Here is a 16,038-nt window from a genome sequence, read left to right on the forward strand (position 1 = left end):
GCGGCGCTACAACCTGGACGACGTTCGGTGGGTCGGATCGTCGAGACCACCTTCACCCGGTCCCGACCGGGCCGTCGAGGGGTCTGCGCGGATCGTCGGGAGATCCGCGAGATCACGGGGGGCGTCCGCCGTCGGCGTGGTCGGGACAGCCCCGCCGACGGCGTCCGACTGCCTGGCGTGGCTACGTACACCTGCCGCCCGTGGCGGTGTACGTCAGAGCGGGCGGCGGTGCGTGGGCGGCGCGTCAGCGCGCGCCGTCGGGCCAGGCCGCGATGCAGACGCGGTTGCCGGCGCGGTCCGAGAGGATCCAGCTCGCGGGCGCGCCGGAGTCGTCGACGATGCGTCCCCCGGCCGCGAGCGCCGCGGCCAGGCGCGCCTCGGCGTGCTCGCGAGCCACGGACACGTCGCCGTGCATCGCGTGCCGCAACGGCTTCGCCTCGTCGAGCTCCTGCATCCAGACCGTCGAGGAGTGCCCGAGAGGGTCGACGGCGTTGTCGTCGGACATCTCCGCGTACCCGAGCACGGCCCGCCAGAATCCGACGTCCACCTCGTCCGGTTTGGCGGCGACGGCGAGCTGGACCTCCTGGACGGCTCCGCGGTCGGGGAGCGCACCGTGGGCACGCGCGACCTCCGAGATCGCCTGGGCGAGGGCGACGTGCCGCGGTTCGAGGAACCAGAGGTCGCGGCTGAGCCGGACGGTGAGCCGGGCGTCGGCAAGGGTGAGCACCGCCCCCGATCCGTCGAGGCCGGCGACGCTCGCGACCGCCTCGGCGAGCCGCGCCGCGTCGGCGAGCGAGTGGACGGTGAAGACGGCCGTGGCACCGCCGTGCAGCACCACCCAGTCGTCCGTGCCCTCCGCGCCCAGGAAGTCCCGCCAGCCCTGCTCGCTCATGTCATCCTCCGCGATGACGTTCGATGGTGGTCAGGAGAGGAACCGGCGCGCCACGTCGATGACGACGTCGTTGGCCTCGCGCTCGCCGATCGTCACACGCGCACCCTCGGCGCCGAACGGTCGCACGATGACGCCCTCCTCGACGCACGCCTTGGCGAACGCGCTCGTGCGCTCCCCGAGCCCGAACCACACGAAGTTCCCCTGGGCGTCCGGCAGGTCCCAGCCGTGTGCGGCGAGAGCGCTGGTCACGCGATCCCGCTCGGCGACGAGCTCGTCCACGCGGGCGAGGAGCGCCGGACGTTCGCGCAGCGACTCGAGCGCGGCGACCTGCGCCAGTGCGTTGACGCCGAACGGCGTCGACGCCGCCCGGAAGCCGTCCGCCAGCCGGGTCCGAGCGACGGCGTACCCGACGCGCAGGCCCGCGAGGCCGTACGCCTTCGAGAAGGTGCGCAGGACGACGACGTTCGGGGCGTCGTCGACGAGCGGCACGCCGTCGATCGCGCGGGGATCGCGGACGAACTCGGTGTACGCCTCGTCGAGCAGGACGAGGACGTGCGAGGGGACGGCGGCGAGGAACGAGCGGATGTCGTCGCCCGCCAGCGCGGGTCCGGTCGGGTTGTTCGGCGAGCACAGGAGCACGGCGCGGGTGCGGTCGGTGACGGCCGCGAGCATGGCGTCGAGGTCGTGCCGACCGTCCGGGAGCAGCGGCACGGGCACCCCGCTGGCGCCGGCGACCGACACGACGATCGGGTACGCCTCGAACGAGCGCCACGGGTAGACGACCTCGTCGCCGGTCTCGCACACGGCGTCGAGCACGAACTCGAGCACGGCGACGGAACCGTTGCCCACCACCACACGGCCCGGCTTCACGCCGTGCAGCGCCGCGATCGCCTCGACGAGCTCTCCCGCGTACATGTCCGGGTACCGGTTGAGGTCGGCCGCGGCGTCGGCGACGGCGGCGAGCACACCCGGCAGCGGCGGGAACGGGTTCTCGTTGGACGACAGCTTGTAGCTGAACCGGCCCACCCCGCCTCGCGCGCCCGGGACGTAGGCGGGCAGGGACGTGATGGCCTCGCGCAGTGCGACGCGATCCTGGCTCGGCATGGCCACAGCATGCCGCACCGTGCCCGCACCGGGGACCCTCGCCACCCCAGCCGGGACCCTGCGCCACCCGGAGACGTGATGGGCGCGCTCGTGCGAGGATCGAGGCGTGGGATTCCTCGTCCGAGTCATCGTCAGCTCGATCGCCGTGTGGCTGACCGCCCTCTGGATCAACGGCATCGAGCTCACTCAGGCCGACGAGCCGATCAACCAGGTCGTCATCGTCCTCGTGGTCGGCCTGGTCTTCGCGCTCGTCAACGCGATCGTCAAGCCGATCGTCAAGGTGCTGACGTTCCCGCTCTACATCCTCACGCTCGGGTTGTTCGGACTCATCGTCAACGCGCTGCTCCTGATGCTCACGGGGTGGATCACGGGCTACACCCAGTGGGGTCTGACCGTCGACGGGTTCTGGCCCGCGTTCTGGGGCGGCCTCGTCATCTCGATCATCAGCGGGATCCTGTCGCTCATCCTCCCGTCGGGGAAGTCCAACCGGGGCTGAGCCGATGCCGCTCACGGCCGCTCACCCTCGTAGACGGTGGTCGTGACGGCGTCTCCCGGCTGCGCCCAGATGGTCCGCGCGTGCTCGCGCCAGGCGGTGATGGACTCGTCGCCCGAGGCGTCGACGTAGCGCGCCGTCTCGGCGTAGGTCGAGGTGATGCCGTGCACGTCCGGGCCGCCGATGCCCGTCGGCTGGTCGACGGCCGCGCTCGAACCGTCGAGGTGTCGGACCACGAGCGTCCGGTTCGCGGACTCCGAGGGAGTCGCTGAGTCGAGACCGGAGACGGCGTCCTCCGCGTGCTCGACCTGGAGCACCTGCACGTCTCGCGGCACGGGCATGAAGGAGACCGGCGATCCGAACGTCACCACGTTCGAGATCGTGAATCGCCGGCGCACCCCCGGGTCGTTCGCCAGGCGTATCGCCGTCATGCCGCCCTGGCTGTGGCCGGCCAGCAGGACGGGCTGGCCGAGCTGGGCGTCCGCTCGCGCGAGTGCCGAGACGACGAGCGTCTCCATGGGGGTGCGCATGTCCACGTACGCCCGGATGTTCGTCTGCATGTCCTGCGCATCGCTGCCGCCGAAGCCCAGCGGTTCGCGCGTCCCGGGGATGGACACCACCCAGCTGACGTCGCCATCGGCTCGCTCCACCCGCTGCACCTCGACCGCCGAGGCGCCCTCCTCGCGGTCGTCGAACGTCTGCCCGATGCCCTGCGCGAGCCCGAGCGCACCCGTGCGCGGTGCGGCGTCGGGCGCGTCCCGCTCGGCGGTGACCCGGATGTCGTCCCCGCGCGGGTCGAGAGCATCGATGAGTGCCTGGCCGCCTGGCAGCGAGGTGACGACCTGAGCGGCACGCCCGAGCGACGGCAGCCCGAGGAGCTGCATGACCATGCCCGACGTGCGCGCGGACGGAAGCAGCCCGTGCGAGGTGACGTCCGACATCCAGCTCGACAGGACGGGACCGAACGGCGCACCGGGAAATGCCACCCGGAGCCACGGGATCTGCAGGACCGGCCGCGCGCCGTCCTCCGCCTCCTCGTACGCGAGGGCGGCGAGCTCGAGCGCGTCGCGCAGGTCGGAGCACTCGGCGAGGACGTCGCGCAGCTCACCCAGGGCGGTGGCGATCGCACCCGTCGCGATGCCCGCCGTCGCCGGCGACAGGTGCGCGCCGCCGCGGACGATCGACGCCGCGGCGTTCAGGTTCGAGGCGCCGGCGAAGAGCGTGTCGATCGTCCAGCCGAGACGCGCCGCGAGCGCGCGGATCTCCTGGGCGTCGACGACCGCGCCGCCCTCGCCGCCGCTGACCGTGAGGACGCCGTCGAACGAGTAGCGGCTCGGGCCTCCGCCGTCGTGCTGCATCCCACCGGGGCTCATGCACGACCCCGCGGCGTCGGACGACCGCGAGTCGCGGGCCCAGCCACGGGCCGACCCCGGGTCACGAGCCCACCCCGGGTCACGAGGCACCGCCTGGCGTGACTCCGAGCAGACCTTGACGGGCGAGCTCGAGTGCCTCCTCGTGCCGACGTAGCGCCTGCGCGGCCGCGTCGACGAGGGAAGGGACGGCTGCCAGGCGGGCGGCGGTGCTGTCGCGGGCAGAGCGGAACGCGTTCGCGCCGGCGCCCGCCCACGCGTCCGGCTCGAGCGCGGCGAGCTCGGAGTGCGCGGTGCCGACGGCGTTGGCCGTCGCGAACAGCGTGGCGGCGTCGGCGTACCCGAACGGCGTGGACGGGTCGAACCGGCGGCCCGACCACCACTGCTCGGGCCTCAGCGTGTCGCGGACGAAGATCGGCCCGTCGGCGGGGCACATCGGAGGATTCGGCATGCCGGGACGGTAGGTCGACGGCGGGACGCTTCGCCCGGGAGGTGTGGACGACGCCGTCGCGTGCGTCCCGGACGCGCGCTGGGGACAACCCGTGGCCGCCGTCGCGGCGAGGCGACCCCGGGGCGTCGCGGGCCAGGCGACCCCGCCCGTCGCGGGCCGGGCGCCCCCGCCGTCGCGGGCCGGGCGCCCCCGCCGTCGCGGGCCAGGAGTCCTCGCCTCGAGTCAGACCTGAGCGGCCGAGTCAGACCTCCCGGAGGGTCTGACTCAGCCGCTCGGGTCTGACTCGGCACCCACCCCGCCGCGGCACACTAGCCGGGTGCAGACGTGGAGCAAGCACGGGCCGCCGGACGCGCTCCGCCGCGAGGCGGCCGGCCTGCGCTGGCTCGCGGCGGCGCCCGACGGGGTGAGAGTGGCCCGCGTCCGGGACGTGCGGGACGGTCGACTCGACCTCGAACGGCTCCCCCAGGCCCAGGCGACCCCCGGCGCAGCCGAGGCGTTCGGCCGCGCCCTCGCCCGGACCCACGCCGCGGGCGCGCCGTCCTGGGGCGCCCCGCCGCCCGGCACGACCGGCGACGGCACTCTGGGCGCCGCGAGCCTGCCCACGCCGGCCGCGCCGCCACCCACGTGGGGTGGGTTCTACGCGACGTACCGCGTCCTGCCCTACCTCCGCAGCGCCGTCGAGCACGGCACGATCGACGACGCCGGCGCGCGCGTCGTCGAGTCCTGTGCCGGCCGTCTCGCCGCCGGGTCCCTCGACCACGCGCAGCCGGAGCTGGTCGCCGCGCTCGACGTGCCGGTGGCGCGCCTGCACGGCGACCTGTGGTCCGGCAACGTGCTGTGGTCACCGCGCCTCACCGAGGCACGAACGTCCCGCCGAGGTGCGAACCCGGGGACTCGTACCTCGACGGGAGGCTCGGATCTCGGCGCGAGCGGCGGCTCGGACGGCCCGGAAGCGGTGCTGATCGACCCGGCTGCGCACGGCGGTCACGCGGAGACGGACCTCGCGATGCTGGCGCTCTTCGGGCTGCCCCATCTCGACACGGTGCTCGCGGCCTACGACGAGGCCTCAGCGCTCGCACCTGGCTGGCGCCACCGGGTCGCGCTCCACCAGCTGCACCCGCTCCTCGTGCACGCCGCACTCTTCGGCGGCGGGTACGGACGCCAGGCCGTGGACGCGGCGCGCGCCTACGCGTGAGGAGCGCTGGCACGATGACCCGGTGCCCTGGGACAACACAGAGGGACCCGCCGTGGAACCGGAGGCCGCCGTCGCCGAGGCCGTGCGCGTGGCCGACGACGGTCTCGCGCGCGGCGAGATGCCGATCGGCGCCGTCGTCTTCGCCGGTGAGGACGTGATCGGCCGGGCGTTCACCCAGGAGCAGAGCCTCGGCCGACGCATCGTCCACGCCGACCTCCTCGCCATGATCGCCGCTGACGAGCACCGGGGATTCGACCGGTCCGCGGGTCCGCTGACGCTCGCGGTCAACCTCGAACCCTGCCTGATGTGCCTCGGTGCGGCGATCACGCTCGGCGTCGAGCGGGTGTTCTACGGCCTGGCGTCACCGAACGACGGCGGCGTCGAGCTGCTCGCCCAGTGGCGGCCCCCGGTCGAGCAACAGTTCTTCCGTCGCCCGCGGGAGATCCGTGGCGGGTTCCAGGGCGACGCCGTCCGCCGTCAGTTCGCGGGGTATGCCGAGGGGTCCGGGCCCGCCGGCATGCGCGCCTGGGCACGGGAGCTGGCCGGCGGGTGACGCCGGCGACCCCGAGCGGCGTCGGCACGCCGGGGCCGCCGAGCGGCCGGGCCGCCGGGCCCCGCCCGACTCACCCGGCCCCACGTCCCCGACTACGCGTCCCGCAGCGGCGCGCTGCTGCGCCCGGTCGCGCGGCCGCTCAGCTCGGCGTCGAGCGTCTCCTGCGCCACCCGCATGCCCTCCGCGTAGACCGGTTCCTGCAGACGCGCCCACATGACCTCCTCGGACAGGTCCTCCACGTGCGCCGTCACCCACCAGATGTTGCCGAACGGGTCGCGCACGCGGCCGCCGCGCTGCCCGAACGCGTTGTCGTCGAGCTCCGTGACGACCCGCGCGCCGGCCTCCACCGCGCGGGAGAAGGCGACGTCGGCGTCGGGCACGAACACGCGCAGCAGCGACGGCATCACCGGCCACTCCGGGCGCCTGTCGAACGCGAGGACCACCGTGTCACCCACCCGGATCTCGCCGTGCCCGATGGAGCCGTCCTCGACCGGGACCCGGGCCAGCTCCTCGCCGTCGAACGCCGCGGCGACGAAGTCGAGGAACGCTCCGGTGTCGTCGGTGACGACCCACGGCGCGACAGCGGTGTACCCCTCGGGGACGTGGTTGCTCATCGTCTTCTCTCCTTCGATCGAGTGCATGCGACCACAGTGCCCGATGTGGAGGCCTGAAACGGTCCTCTACTTCCATCCTGGTCGCCCACGGCGCGGATGTGCTCGACGGCGAACGCGTCGTTGGTCACGTGACGGCGGCCCCCACCGTGCGGTACCTCCCGCGAAACGGCCCGGAGGGAGGAACAACCACACGGTCCACGCCTGAGGGAGGAAGAACCACACGGACCACACCCGAGGGAGGGACAACCACACGGCCCGTCGGCCCCGGCGCCGGATCCGTCAGCACGGCGACGCCGCGGCCTGGGATGATGGCCCCGTGGCCGAGACTCCCGCAGCACACCACTGGACCCGCCTGGCCGACGCCGAGCCCCCCATCCCGCTCGGCCCGCTCGACGGGCGCTACCGGGCCGCCGTCGCCCCGCTCGTCGACCACCTGTCGGAGGCGGCGCTCAACCGGGCGCGCGTGCACGTCGAGGTCGAGTGGCTCATCCACCTCACGGAGACGGGAGCCGTGCCGGGCGCGCCCACGCTCACGGACGCCGAGAAGTCCTACGTGCGCGACGTCGTCGCCGGATTCGGCCCTGCCGAGATCGCGGAGCTCGCCGAGATCGAGGCCGAGACGCTGCACGACGTCAAGGCCGTCGAGTACTTCCTCAAGCGGCGCCTCGTCCGGGCGCCCGAGGTGCTGGGCGAGACGTCCCTGCCGGCGGCGTCCGAGCTCGTGCACATCTTCTGCACGAGCGAGGACATCAACAACCTCTCCTACGCGCTGACGATCCGGTCGGCGATGCAGGACGTCTGGCTCCCGGCCGCGCACCGGCTCGCCGGCGCCGTCGCCGACCTCGCGCGCGAGAACGCCACCGTCCCGATGCTCGCCCACACGCACGGGCAGCCGGCCACGCCCGTCACGCTCGGCAAGGAGCTCGCGGTCAGCGCACACCGCCTGCGCCGCCAGCTCACCCGCATCGAGGGCGACGCCTACCTCGGGAAGATCAACGGTGCGACAGGCACCTACGGGGCGCACGCCGTCGCCGTCCCCGGCACGGACTGGCAGCGCGTCGCCCGCACGTTCGTGGAGCGGCTCGGCCTCGAGTGGAACCCGCTGACCACGCAGATCGAGTCGCACGACTGGCAGGCCGAGCTATACGCCGACGTCGCACGGTTCAACCGCATCCTGCACAACGTCGCGACCGACGTCTGGACCTACATCTCGATGGGCTACTTCCGGCAGCGCCTCGCGGCGCAGGGGTCCACGGGGTCGTCGACCATGCCGCACAAGGTCAACCCCATCCGGTTCGAGAACGCCGAGGCGAACACCGAGGTGGCGAACGCGCTGCTCGACAACCTGTCGGCGACCCTCGTCACCTCGCGGCTCCAGCGCGACCTCACCGACTCCTCGACGCAGCGCACGATCGGCGTCGCGCTCGGACACTCGCTCGTGGCCCTGTCGAACGTGACACGGGGGCTCGCCGGCCTCGACGTCGACGCCGACGCGATGGCCCGCGACCTCGACGCCAACTGGGAGGTGCTCGGCGAGGCCGTGCAGTCGGCGATGCGTGCGGCGTCGGTGGCCGGCGTGCCCGGGATGGCCGACCCGTACGAGCGCCTCAAGGACCTCACGCGCGGGCAGCGCGTCGACGGTGCGCGGATGCGGGAGTTCGTGTCCGGGCTCGGCCTGCCCGACGACGTCGCCGCGCGCCTGCTCGCGCTCACGCCCGCGGCGTACACCGGCCTGGCCGCGCAGCTCGTGGAGCACCTGGACGACTGACGCGACGGCGCACGCGGAGCGACGTCGTCAGCCTGGCGGTCGCGGCGCGGGATGGGTCGTCCCCTCTAGTCCGGGGCGGCGACCTGTGGCAGGGTCGCCTCCCAGGGCCAGAGGTCAGCGCCGTCGCCGAATCGAGGGGCTCATGCACCGTTCGCTCCGCCGCACGCTCTCCGCCGTCGTCGCCGCGCTCCTCGCGCTCGCATTGCTCGCCGCGCCGTCCTGGGCCGGCCCTCCGCGCCACGACGAGGACTTCCGCGTCAACCCGTACCTGCAGAACCCGTCGAGCACGTCGATGAGCGTCACGTGGTTCTCGACGACGGACCGGCCCGGGCTGCTCCGCCTCCGCGCGGTGGACGGCCATCCGCGCACGCGCGTGTGGCGCACGACGCCGGAGGAACAGCCGGTCCTCGAGTACACCCAGGCGGAGCTCGACGAGGAGATCGCCGGGCTCGAACCGGGGTCGTGGCTCCTGGACGGTGGCAGCTTCAAGCACGTCCTCGACCTCACCGACCTCGAACCGGGGACGACGTACGAGTACACGGTCCACCAGGGGCGCAGCCGGTTCACGGAACGGTTCCACACCGCGCCCGCGGCGGACGACTGGGACTCGATCCGCTTCATCGCGATGTCCGACTCCGAGACCGAGCCGCGCGGTCGCGTGCAGTACCGCGAGTGGGCGCCGGGGCTCGGCGGCGAGAACCGCCCGGCGGCCCAGGGCAGCGCGTGGGCCGAGACGTTCGGGACGGCGCAGCTCCTCGGCGAGGACGTGCTGCGGTACGCCCTGACCGAGGACGACGGCTACCGGAGGAACCTCGACGTCGTCGACGCACGAGACCCGGACTTCGTGCTGAACACCGGCGACCTCGTGCAGGGCGGCGGCTACCAGCCCGGCTGGGACGAGTGGTTCCGTCACAACGCAGGCTCCGCCGGCAGCGGCCTCTCCAGCACACCGGTGCTGCCCGCCTTCGGCAACTGGGAGAGCTTCGGCGCGCTCAACGGCGGGTACGGGACACCGGAGGACAGGTCGATCGTGGTGCAGTCCCGGGCGAAGTACCACGCGTACTTCGACGCGCCGGGCAACGGCCACCCCGAGCTGACCGACTCCTTCTACCGGATCGACTACGGCCCGATCACCGTGCTCACGCTCGATGCCAACAACGGCGTGCCGGACGACGCACCGGCCAACTACCCGGAGGACGAGCAGGCGGAAGGCCGCGAGTACTTCGGCCCGGGAACCGACACGCAGAACAACTTCACGCGGGCCGAGTACGAGGCCGCGGGCGGCACGGATCTCGCCGACTTCCACCCGGGCAGCGCGCAGTGGACCTGGGCCGAGGCCAACCTCGCCGACGCGCGGGCCGCCGGCCAGATCGTGTTCGTGCAGTTCCACCACGTGCCGTACAGCAGCGGCGAGCACGGGCTGCCGATGTACCACGCCGACACGTCCGGCCAGGGCGGGACCCCGATGCGGATCTACCACGACATGTTCGAGCGGTACGGCGTCACGGCGGTGATCTCCGGGCACAGCGAGATGTTCGAGCGCAGCCTCGTCGACGCGGACGGCGACGGCGTGGGCGTGGGCTACTACGACGTCGGCGTCTCCGGCGACGGGTTGCGCGGCGAGCGCCGCGACGGCGGCTCGTTCGCCGACCCGCTGCTGTCCTACAACGAGTTCAGCCAGTGGACCGCCGACCAGCACGAGGCCGAGCAGTGGGCCGTCGTCGACGGCGTCCCGCAGCTCATCGACGGCGGCAAGCACTACGGCCACCTGGAGGTCGACGTGCGGCGCACGTCGACCGGCGCCACCGTCACGTTCACGCCGGTGTACGTCTTCCCGGTGCTCGACTCGGAGTACGAGGTCGTGCGCACCGAACGGCGGACGTACGACGACGTCGTCACCCTCGAGCTCGACGCCTCCGGTCGGATCGTCGGGTAGCTCCGCCGGCGCCGGACCGCCGGGTCCGGACCGCCGGGTCGGACGACGTGCGGCGCCAGCCCCGACGCGCCGGCGGACCGCGTCAGAGCCCGGCGGCCACCGCCGCGCCCGCGCGCAGCCACGCGTCGCGGGTCTCGCCGCGCAGCGACCCGAACCGCAGGGGCCGCGCCCGCATCCCGTGGTCGTACGGGATGGCGACGACGTCCCGCGCGATCCGCCGGAAGCCGTCAGCGATGTGCGCGGGTGCGGCCTCGTCGCGATCCGCGTGCGACACGATGACGACGGCGTTCGCCGCCAGTGCGGCTGCCCTCTCGCCGCGTTCGGCGAGCTCGAGCAGCAGCAGCCGGCCCGCCTCGGCGTGCTCCTCGAGCGTGGACGTCGCCACGACGAGCTGGTCGGTCCGCTCGACCATCTGCAGCCACCGCTCGGCCGACTCGTCGTTGCCCGAGTCCACGAGGATGAGCCGGTAGTACTTCGCCGCCACGCGGTGCACGGCGTCGAACGCCTCCGCCGTCATGCGCTGCTGCGTGGCGAGCACCTCGGGCCGCGAGCGCAGCACGTCGTACTTGTCGCTGACCTGGTGGTGCACGAAGTACGCGAGGTCCGAGGCGTTCGCGTCCGGTGAGAGCAGCCGCTCGACATGCGGGAGCAGGTCCATGATCGACGCGTCGTGGCTGCCCTGCTCGGTGCGCCAGCCGAGCGTGCCGCGCGTGTCGTTGTTGTCCCACGCGAGGACGCCGGAGCCGCCGTACGTGGCGAACATCGCGGCGAGCATGATCGTGTCGGTCGTCTTGCCGGCACCGCCCTTGCCGTTCACCACGCTGATCGTCCGAGGTCCCGGCCAGTGCTGGCTCATCGCGCGGACCGCGGCCCGCAGGCCCTGCTCCTTCTGCCCCGGGGCGAGCTTGAAGCCCACGCGGTTCAGCCCGCCGCGCACACCGGACCTGGCCGGCTCCTCGCGCGTCGTCGACGTCAGGAACGATCGGCTCGGCGCCGCCTCCGGCGCGCTGGGGGGCGCAACTGGTGCCGGGGGCGCGACCGGCGCCGCCTGCGCGGAGGGCTGCGGGTAGGGCGCCTGAGCGGGGGACGACGACGGCGTCCCGTGCGTCGGGAGGGTGGCCGCCGGCGCGGGCTGCGGCTCGGCTGGTTGCCGGGAGGCGGGCTGCGGCTCGGCGGCCGGCGGCCGGGGCGCGGGGTGCGCGTCGGCAGCGGGTGGCGACGCGACCGCCTCGGCCGCGGGCGCCGTCGTCGGCGGGGCCGCACGAGGGGAGGGCGGGAGGTTGAGACGTCCGGCGAAGTCGCTGGCCGTGCCGCCCGCGGCACGGTTGACGGTGACCCCCGGTGTGCGGACCCTCGTCACGTCGATGCCGTCGGGCGGCGTGTCGGTCGTCGCCTCGTCGGGCCGGCGCACCTCCTCGACCCGTCCGTCCGGAGAGACGTGGAGGTGCCACGTCCCCTCCGGGTCGTCGACGAGCGCCCGGACACCGCCCGGCCCGCTCGTCCGTGCGTGCGCGACGAGCACCTCGCTCAGCCGTTGCCGCCCACCGGCCAGACCGTCCCCGCGCAACGGATGCACGGCGTCGCCGATGTGCACCTCACCCGAGCCGTCCACATGCAGCGTCGCGCGCACGTGCGCGCCGTCCCCCGCCATCGTCACGACACTCCCCTTCGTCGTCGCTGCGCTCACCCTAGGGCCGGGCGGCGCGTCGGCGCCCATGATCGGCACCCCCTGCCGCGCCGTGGGAGGATGCGAAACCGGCATATTCATTGCGCGCAGCAGAGGTGACACATGACGGAAGCGCTGTATGCGCAGGTCCACGAGACGCTGCGTCGCCGCATCGCGGACGGCGAGTGGTCGGTGGGGCAGCGCCTACCCTCGCAGTCCGACCTGACCGAGGAGTTCTCGGTCAGCGCCATCACGGTGAAGCGCGCGCTCGACATGCTCCGCGACGAGGGGTACGTCTCGCGCCGGCCGCGCATCGGCACCGTCGTCGTCTCACGCTCTCCCGGCGCCGAGGAGGCGGAGACGCGCCTCCCCCTGATCGGGTACGTGGTGCCGGGCTTCGACGACGCGTTCGGCACGCAGCTGCTGGCGGGCATGCTCGACGCCTCGCGGCACCGCGCGCACGTCCTCGTCGCGACGTCGAGCGGCGCCGCGGAGCTCGAGGAACGCCTCATCGAGGACCAGTTGGAGAGCGGGATCGACGCGCTCGTCCTGCTGCCGTCGTCGTCGCAGTTCATCCCCCCGGCCGTGGTCAGCCTCGTGGGGCAGCGGTTCCCGCTCGTCATCGTCGACCGCACGCTCACGGGCATGCCGGTGAGCACCGTGACGTCCGACAACGTCGCCGGGGGACGGCTCGCCGCCGAGTACCTCTTCGGCCTGGGTCATCACCGGCTCGCGCTCGTGCTCTCGCCGAACGCGATCTCGTCGCTGGACGAGCGCCGGCGCGGGTTCGTCGCCGCGCACGCCGCCCACCACGTCAAGCTCGAACCGACCAGCGTCTACGACGGCGTCCTGTCCGTCGTGCCCGGGGCGACCACCACCGCCGAGGACGACGTCGCCCGCCTCGTCGCCTTCCTGCGGGAGCACCCGGACATCACGGGGTGCGTCGTCACCGAGTACCACTCCGCGCGCATCCTGCTTCGGGCGGCCCGCGAGCTCGGCCGGTCCGTGCCGGACGAGCTGTCCATCATCTGCTTCGACGCGCCCCCGGAGTTCGCCGACGCCGCGATGCCGTTCACGCACGTCGAGCAGGACCAGCACGGCATCGGCACGCACGCCCTCGAGCTCGTGACGGCGCAGCTGCGCGAGCGCGGCGTCGTCGCCCAGGACACGATCCCCGTGCGGATCGTCGAGGGGCGCTCCACGGCAGCCGCTCCCGTCCGCTGACCCGACCCCGTCCGCGAGAGGATCCCTGCGCGTCCGCGAGAGGATCCCTGCGCGTCCGCGAGAGGATCCCTGCGCGTCCGCGAGAGGATCTGTGCTCGTGACCCAGCGCCCGAACATCGTCCTGATCAACGCCGACGACCTGGGGTACGGCGACCTGGGGTGCTACGGCTCCATGCGCAACGACACGCCGCACCTCGACCGGCTCGCCGCTGAGGGAGTCCGGCTCACGGACTTCTACATGGCATCGCCGGTCTGCTCCCCGTCCCGCGGGGGGATGCTGACGGGCTGCTACCCGCCGCGCATCGGATTCGGCGAGTTCGTCGGCCGTCCGGTGCTGTTCCCCGGCGACCCCGTGGGCCTCGACCCCGCCGAGCGCACCATGGCCCGGGTGCTCGGCGACGCCGGGTACGCCACCGCCGCCATCGGCAAGTGGCACTGCGGCGACCAGCCGGAGTTCCTCCCGACCCGGCACGGCTTCGACAGCTACTTCGGCATCCCGTTCAGCAACGACATGGGGCGCCAGCGCGAGCACGAGGACTGGCCACCGCTCCCGCTGATGTCCGGCGAGAGCGTGGTCCAGGAGCAGCCCGACCAGCGCTCGCTCACGGAGCGGTACACGGTGGCCGCGACGCGCTTCATCGAGGAGAACGCCCACCAGCCGTTCTTCCTCTACCTCGCGCACATGTACGTCCACGTGCCGCTGTTCGTCCCGGCGCCGTTCCTCGCGGCGTCGCGCAACGGCGGCTACGGCGGCGCGGTCGCCGCCCTCGACTGGAGCACGGGCGTCGTCATGGACACGCTGCGCCGCCTCGGGCTGGAGGAGAACACGATCGTCGTGTTCACGAGCGACAACGGCTCCCGGGCCCGCGGCGAGGGCGGCAGCAACGACCCGCTCCGCGGCCACAAGGCGCAGACCTGGGAGGGCGGCCAGCGCGTGGCGTGCGTGGTGCGCTGGCCCGCCGCGATCCCCGCGGGAGGCGTGTGCGACGCCGTCACGCGCTCCATCGACCTGCTGCCGACGTTCGCCGCCGTCGCCGGCGCGGCGGACTGGGCGGATCCGGCCCGGCCGGTCGACGGCGTCGACCTCACGGCGCTGCTCACGGGCGCCGGGCCCGCCCCGAATGAGACGTTCGCCTACTACTACATGGACGACCTCGAGGCCGTGCGGGTCGGGGACTGGAAGCTCCACCTGTCCAAGCGCCGCGACCCGATGCGGGAGCTGTACGACCTGCGCACGGACGCCGCCGAGACGCACGACGTCGCAGCGGACCATCCCGACGTCGTCGCGCGTCTCGAGGCCGTCGCCGAGACGATCCGCGCGGATCTGGGAGACGCGCGCCTCGGCGTCGTCGGTGCGGGACGGCGGCCGCAGGGCCGGGTGGAGGACGCCCAGCCTCTGACGTCCTACCGGGAGGACCACCCGTACCTCGTCGCGATGTACGACCTCCCGGACATGCCCACCATGGCGGGCTGAGCGTCAGCGCAGGAGCCTCAGCGGATCATCCGCCATCGCAGCGACGCCGAGCAGGTACGCCCCCACGAGGGACGCCTCGTCGCCCAGGCCGGTACTGACCAGCGTGGCCTCGATCTCGGGCACCCTCGGGCGGATACCGCTGAGGAAGGCCGACCGGAACGACTCCCCCAGCATGAGCGGGTAGCCCCCGAGCGTGAACCGCGTCGGCGCGAAGGTCAGGATGAGGATCGACGCCGCCTCCGCGATACGCGTCGCCACGAGCCGGATGGCCTCCGCGGCCCGCTCGTCGCCCCGCTGCGCGCGCTCGAGGACCAGCGCGCAGTAGTCCCGCATCACCGTGTGATCTCCGCTGGGCGTCGGCGCCTCCACGCCGGCAAGCTGTACGAACGCCGGGAAGCCCGCCATCACGTCGAGGCATCCGCGCGCACCGCACGGGCACCGCTCACCGTTCGGGTCGATCGGGAGGTGAGTGATCGGCGCGGGCAGCCTCGGGTGCGGTGCCCCGGTCTGACGGTCGATCCAGCCCGTTCCCGCACCGACGCCCAGCTGCAGGTGGAGGAGGTCGGCGGCGGCCGGATCGCCGGAGACCTCGCGCCAGTTCGCCGACGCCGCGCACCGTGCGGCGTCGGCGAGGCGGACCGGGACGGCGTCGTCCCCGACCGCCTCGCGCAGGCGTCGGGCGATCGGGACGTCACGCCATGCCAGATGGGCCGTGCGCACGATCCGGCCGGCGGCGTCGTCGACGGTCCCGCCGACGGCGACGCCCACACCACCTACAGGCCGTTCGAGCGGCTCCGTCACTCGTCGGAGCAACGTCGTCACGCTCTGCACGAGGTCCTCCGAGGTGGCCGGGATCGGGCCGGGTGCCGTCGCCTCGGCCAGGACCGCTCCGGTCAGCGTGCGAGCCTGCGCCACCAGTCGGTCGAGTCGGATGTCGACACCGAGGAACGCGTGCGCGTCGTCGTGGGGAACGAGGCGTGATCCCGGTCGCCCCCTGCCGTTCGCTGCCTCCGGCCCGACCTCGGCCACGTACCCGGCGGCCAGAAGATCGCCGACGATGCGGGTGACCGCCGGCTTCGACAGACCCAACCGACGTGCCAGCTCAGCGCGTGTCGCCTGACCGTCGTCCAGGATCGCGCGCAAGGCCAGGGAGAGGTTGTGACGGCGCATCTGCAGCTGCGACGCCGCCGCGTTGATCGAGCCCTCCCGCATGCCCGACCTCCTTCCCGCGCCCATCGTTCCGCATCCGGGTCCGGGTCTTGACATCGGTTCCGGGCTTCGCCATATAGTTACAGCAT

At 73.3% G+C, this 16,038-nt stretch carries 14 protein-coding genes; 7 read left to right on the plus strand and 7 right to left on the minus strand.

Translation table 11 applies throughout. The features are described from left to right. Positions 1-244: 244 nt before the first annotated feature. A complete protein-coding gene (locus BCAV_RS19980) occupies positions 245-892 on the minus strand; it encodes a VOC family protein (RefSeq protein ID WP_015884446.1) in 648 nt (215 codons plus the stop codon). A 30-nt stretch (positions 893-922) separates the two neighbouring features. After that, positions 923-1,996, minus strand: coding sequence for a histidinol-phosphate transaminase (hisC, locus tag BCAV_RS19985; RefSeq protein ID WP_015884447.1), 1,074 nt, complete (start codon positions 1,994-1,996; stop codon positions 923-925). A gap of 106 nt (positions 1,997-2,102) precedes the next feature. On the opposite strand from hisC, the gene BCAV_RS19990 reads away from it, so the two are divergent. After that, a complete protein-coding gene (locus tag BCAV_RS19990; RefSeq protein WP_015884448.1) occupies positions 2,103-2,492 on the plus strand; it encodes a phage holin family protein in 390 nt (129 codons plus the stop codon). Positions 2,493-2,503: 11 nt separating this feature from the next. Here the strand turns inward: BCAV_RS19990 and BCAV_RS19995 are convergent, their stop codons facing one another. Further along, positions 2,504-3,862, minus strand: a complete 1,359-nt coding sequence (locus tag BCAV_RS19995) for an alpha/beta fold hydrolase (protein ID WP_144016836.1) — start codon at positions 3,860-3,862, stop codon at positions 2,504-2,506. Positions 3,863-3,941: 79 nt separating this feature from the next. After that, a complete protein-coding gene (locus tag BCAV_RS20000) occupies positions 3,942-4,310 on the minus strand; it encodes a hypothetical protein (protein ID WP_144016837.1) in 369 nt (122 codons plus the stop codon). Between the two features lie 316 nt (positions 4,311-4,626). Between BCAV_RS20000 and BCAV_RS20005 the strand changes: the two genes are divergently transcribed. Continuing rightward, on the plus strand, positions 4,627-5,505 hold the full coding sequence (locus BCAV_RS20005) for a fructosamine kinase family protein (RefSeq protein ID WP_015884451.1): 879 nt from the start codon (positions 4,627-4,629) through the stop codon (positions 5,503-5,505). A gap of 22 nt (positions 5,506-5,527) precedes the next feature. Continuing rightward, positions 5,528-6,058 carry a deaminase gene (locus tag BCAV_RS21905; protein ID WP_015884452.1) on the plus strand — a complete coding sequence of 177 codons (531 nt, stop codon included), beginning with the start codon at positions 5,528-5,530 and terminating at the stop codon, positions 6,056-6,058. Positions 6,059-6,150: 92 nt separating this feature from the next. On the opposite strand, the gene BCAV_RS20015 is transcribed toward BCAV_RS21905, so the two are convergent. Continuing rightward, positions 6,151-6,672 (minus strand): VOC family protein, encoded by a 522-nt coding sequence (locus BCAV_RS20015; protein WP_015884453.1) that lies wholly within the window; start codon positions 6,670-6,672, stop codon positions 6,151-6,153. 316 nt (positions 6,673-6,988) lie between these two features. Between BCAV_RS20015 and purB the strand changes: the two genes are divergently transcribed. Further along, on the plus strand, positions 6,989-8,440 hold the full coding sequence (gene purB, locus BCAV_RS20020) for an adenylosuccinate lyase (RefSeq protein ID WP_015884454.1): 1,452 nt from the start codon (positions 6,989-6,991) through the stop codon (positions 8,438-8,440). 142 nt (positions 8,441-8,582) lie between these two features. Then, complete coding sequence (locus BCAV_RS20025) at positions 8,583-10,376, plus strand: purple acid phosphatase family protein (RefSeq protein ID WP_015884455.1); 1,794 nt, start codon at positions 8,583-8,585, stop codon at positions 10,374-10,376. Positions 10,377-10,458: 82 nt separating this feature from the next. Here BCAV_RS20025 and BCAV_RS20030 read toward each other — a convergent pair whose 3' ends face one another. Further along, positions 10,459-12,027, minus strand: coding sequence for a ParA family protein (locus BCAV_RS20030; RefSeq protein WP_043350806.1), 1,569 nt, complete (start codon positions 12,025-12,027; stop codon positions 10,459-10,461). A 138-nt stretch (positions 12,028-12,165) separates the two neighbouring features. On the opposite strand from BCAV_RS20030, the gene BCAV_RS20035 reads away from it, so the two are divergent. Then, a complete protein-coding gene (locus BCAV_RS20035) occupies positions 12,166-13,266 on the plus strand; it encodes a GntR family transcriptional regulator (RefSeq protein ID WP_015884457.1) in 1,101 nt (366 codons plus the stop codon). A 97-nt stretch (positions 13,267-13,363) separates the two neighbouring features. Then, positions 13,364-14,740, plus strand: a complete 1,377-nt coding sequence (locus tag BCAV_RS23475) for a sulfatase family protein (RefSeq protein ID WP_015884458.1) — start codon at positions 13,364-13,366, stop codon at positions 14,738-14,740. Positions 14,741-14,743: 3 nt separating this feature from the next. Here BCAV_RS23475 and BCAV_RS20045 read toward each other — a convergent pair whose 3' ends face one another. After that, the gene (locus tag BCAV_RS20045) at positions 14,744-15,952 is read right to left on the minus strand and encodes an ROK family transcriptional regulator (protein WP_015884459.1); all 1,209 of its coding nucleotides are present in this window, start codon (positions 15,950-15,952) and stop codon (positions 14,744-14,746) included. Positions 15,953-16,038 lie beyond the last annotated feature (86 nt).

Origin of the sequence: Beutenbergia cavernae DSM 12333 (assembly GCF_000023105.1) — a bacterium.
GTDB classification, from domain to species: Bacteria; Actinomycetota; Actinomycetes; order Actinomycetales; family Beutenbergiaceae; genus Beutenbergia; species Beutenbergia cavernae.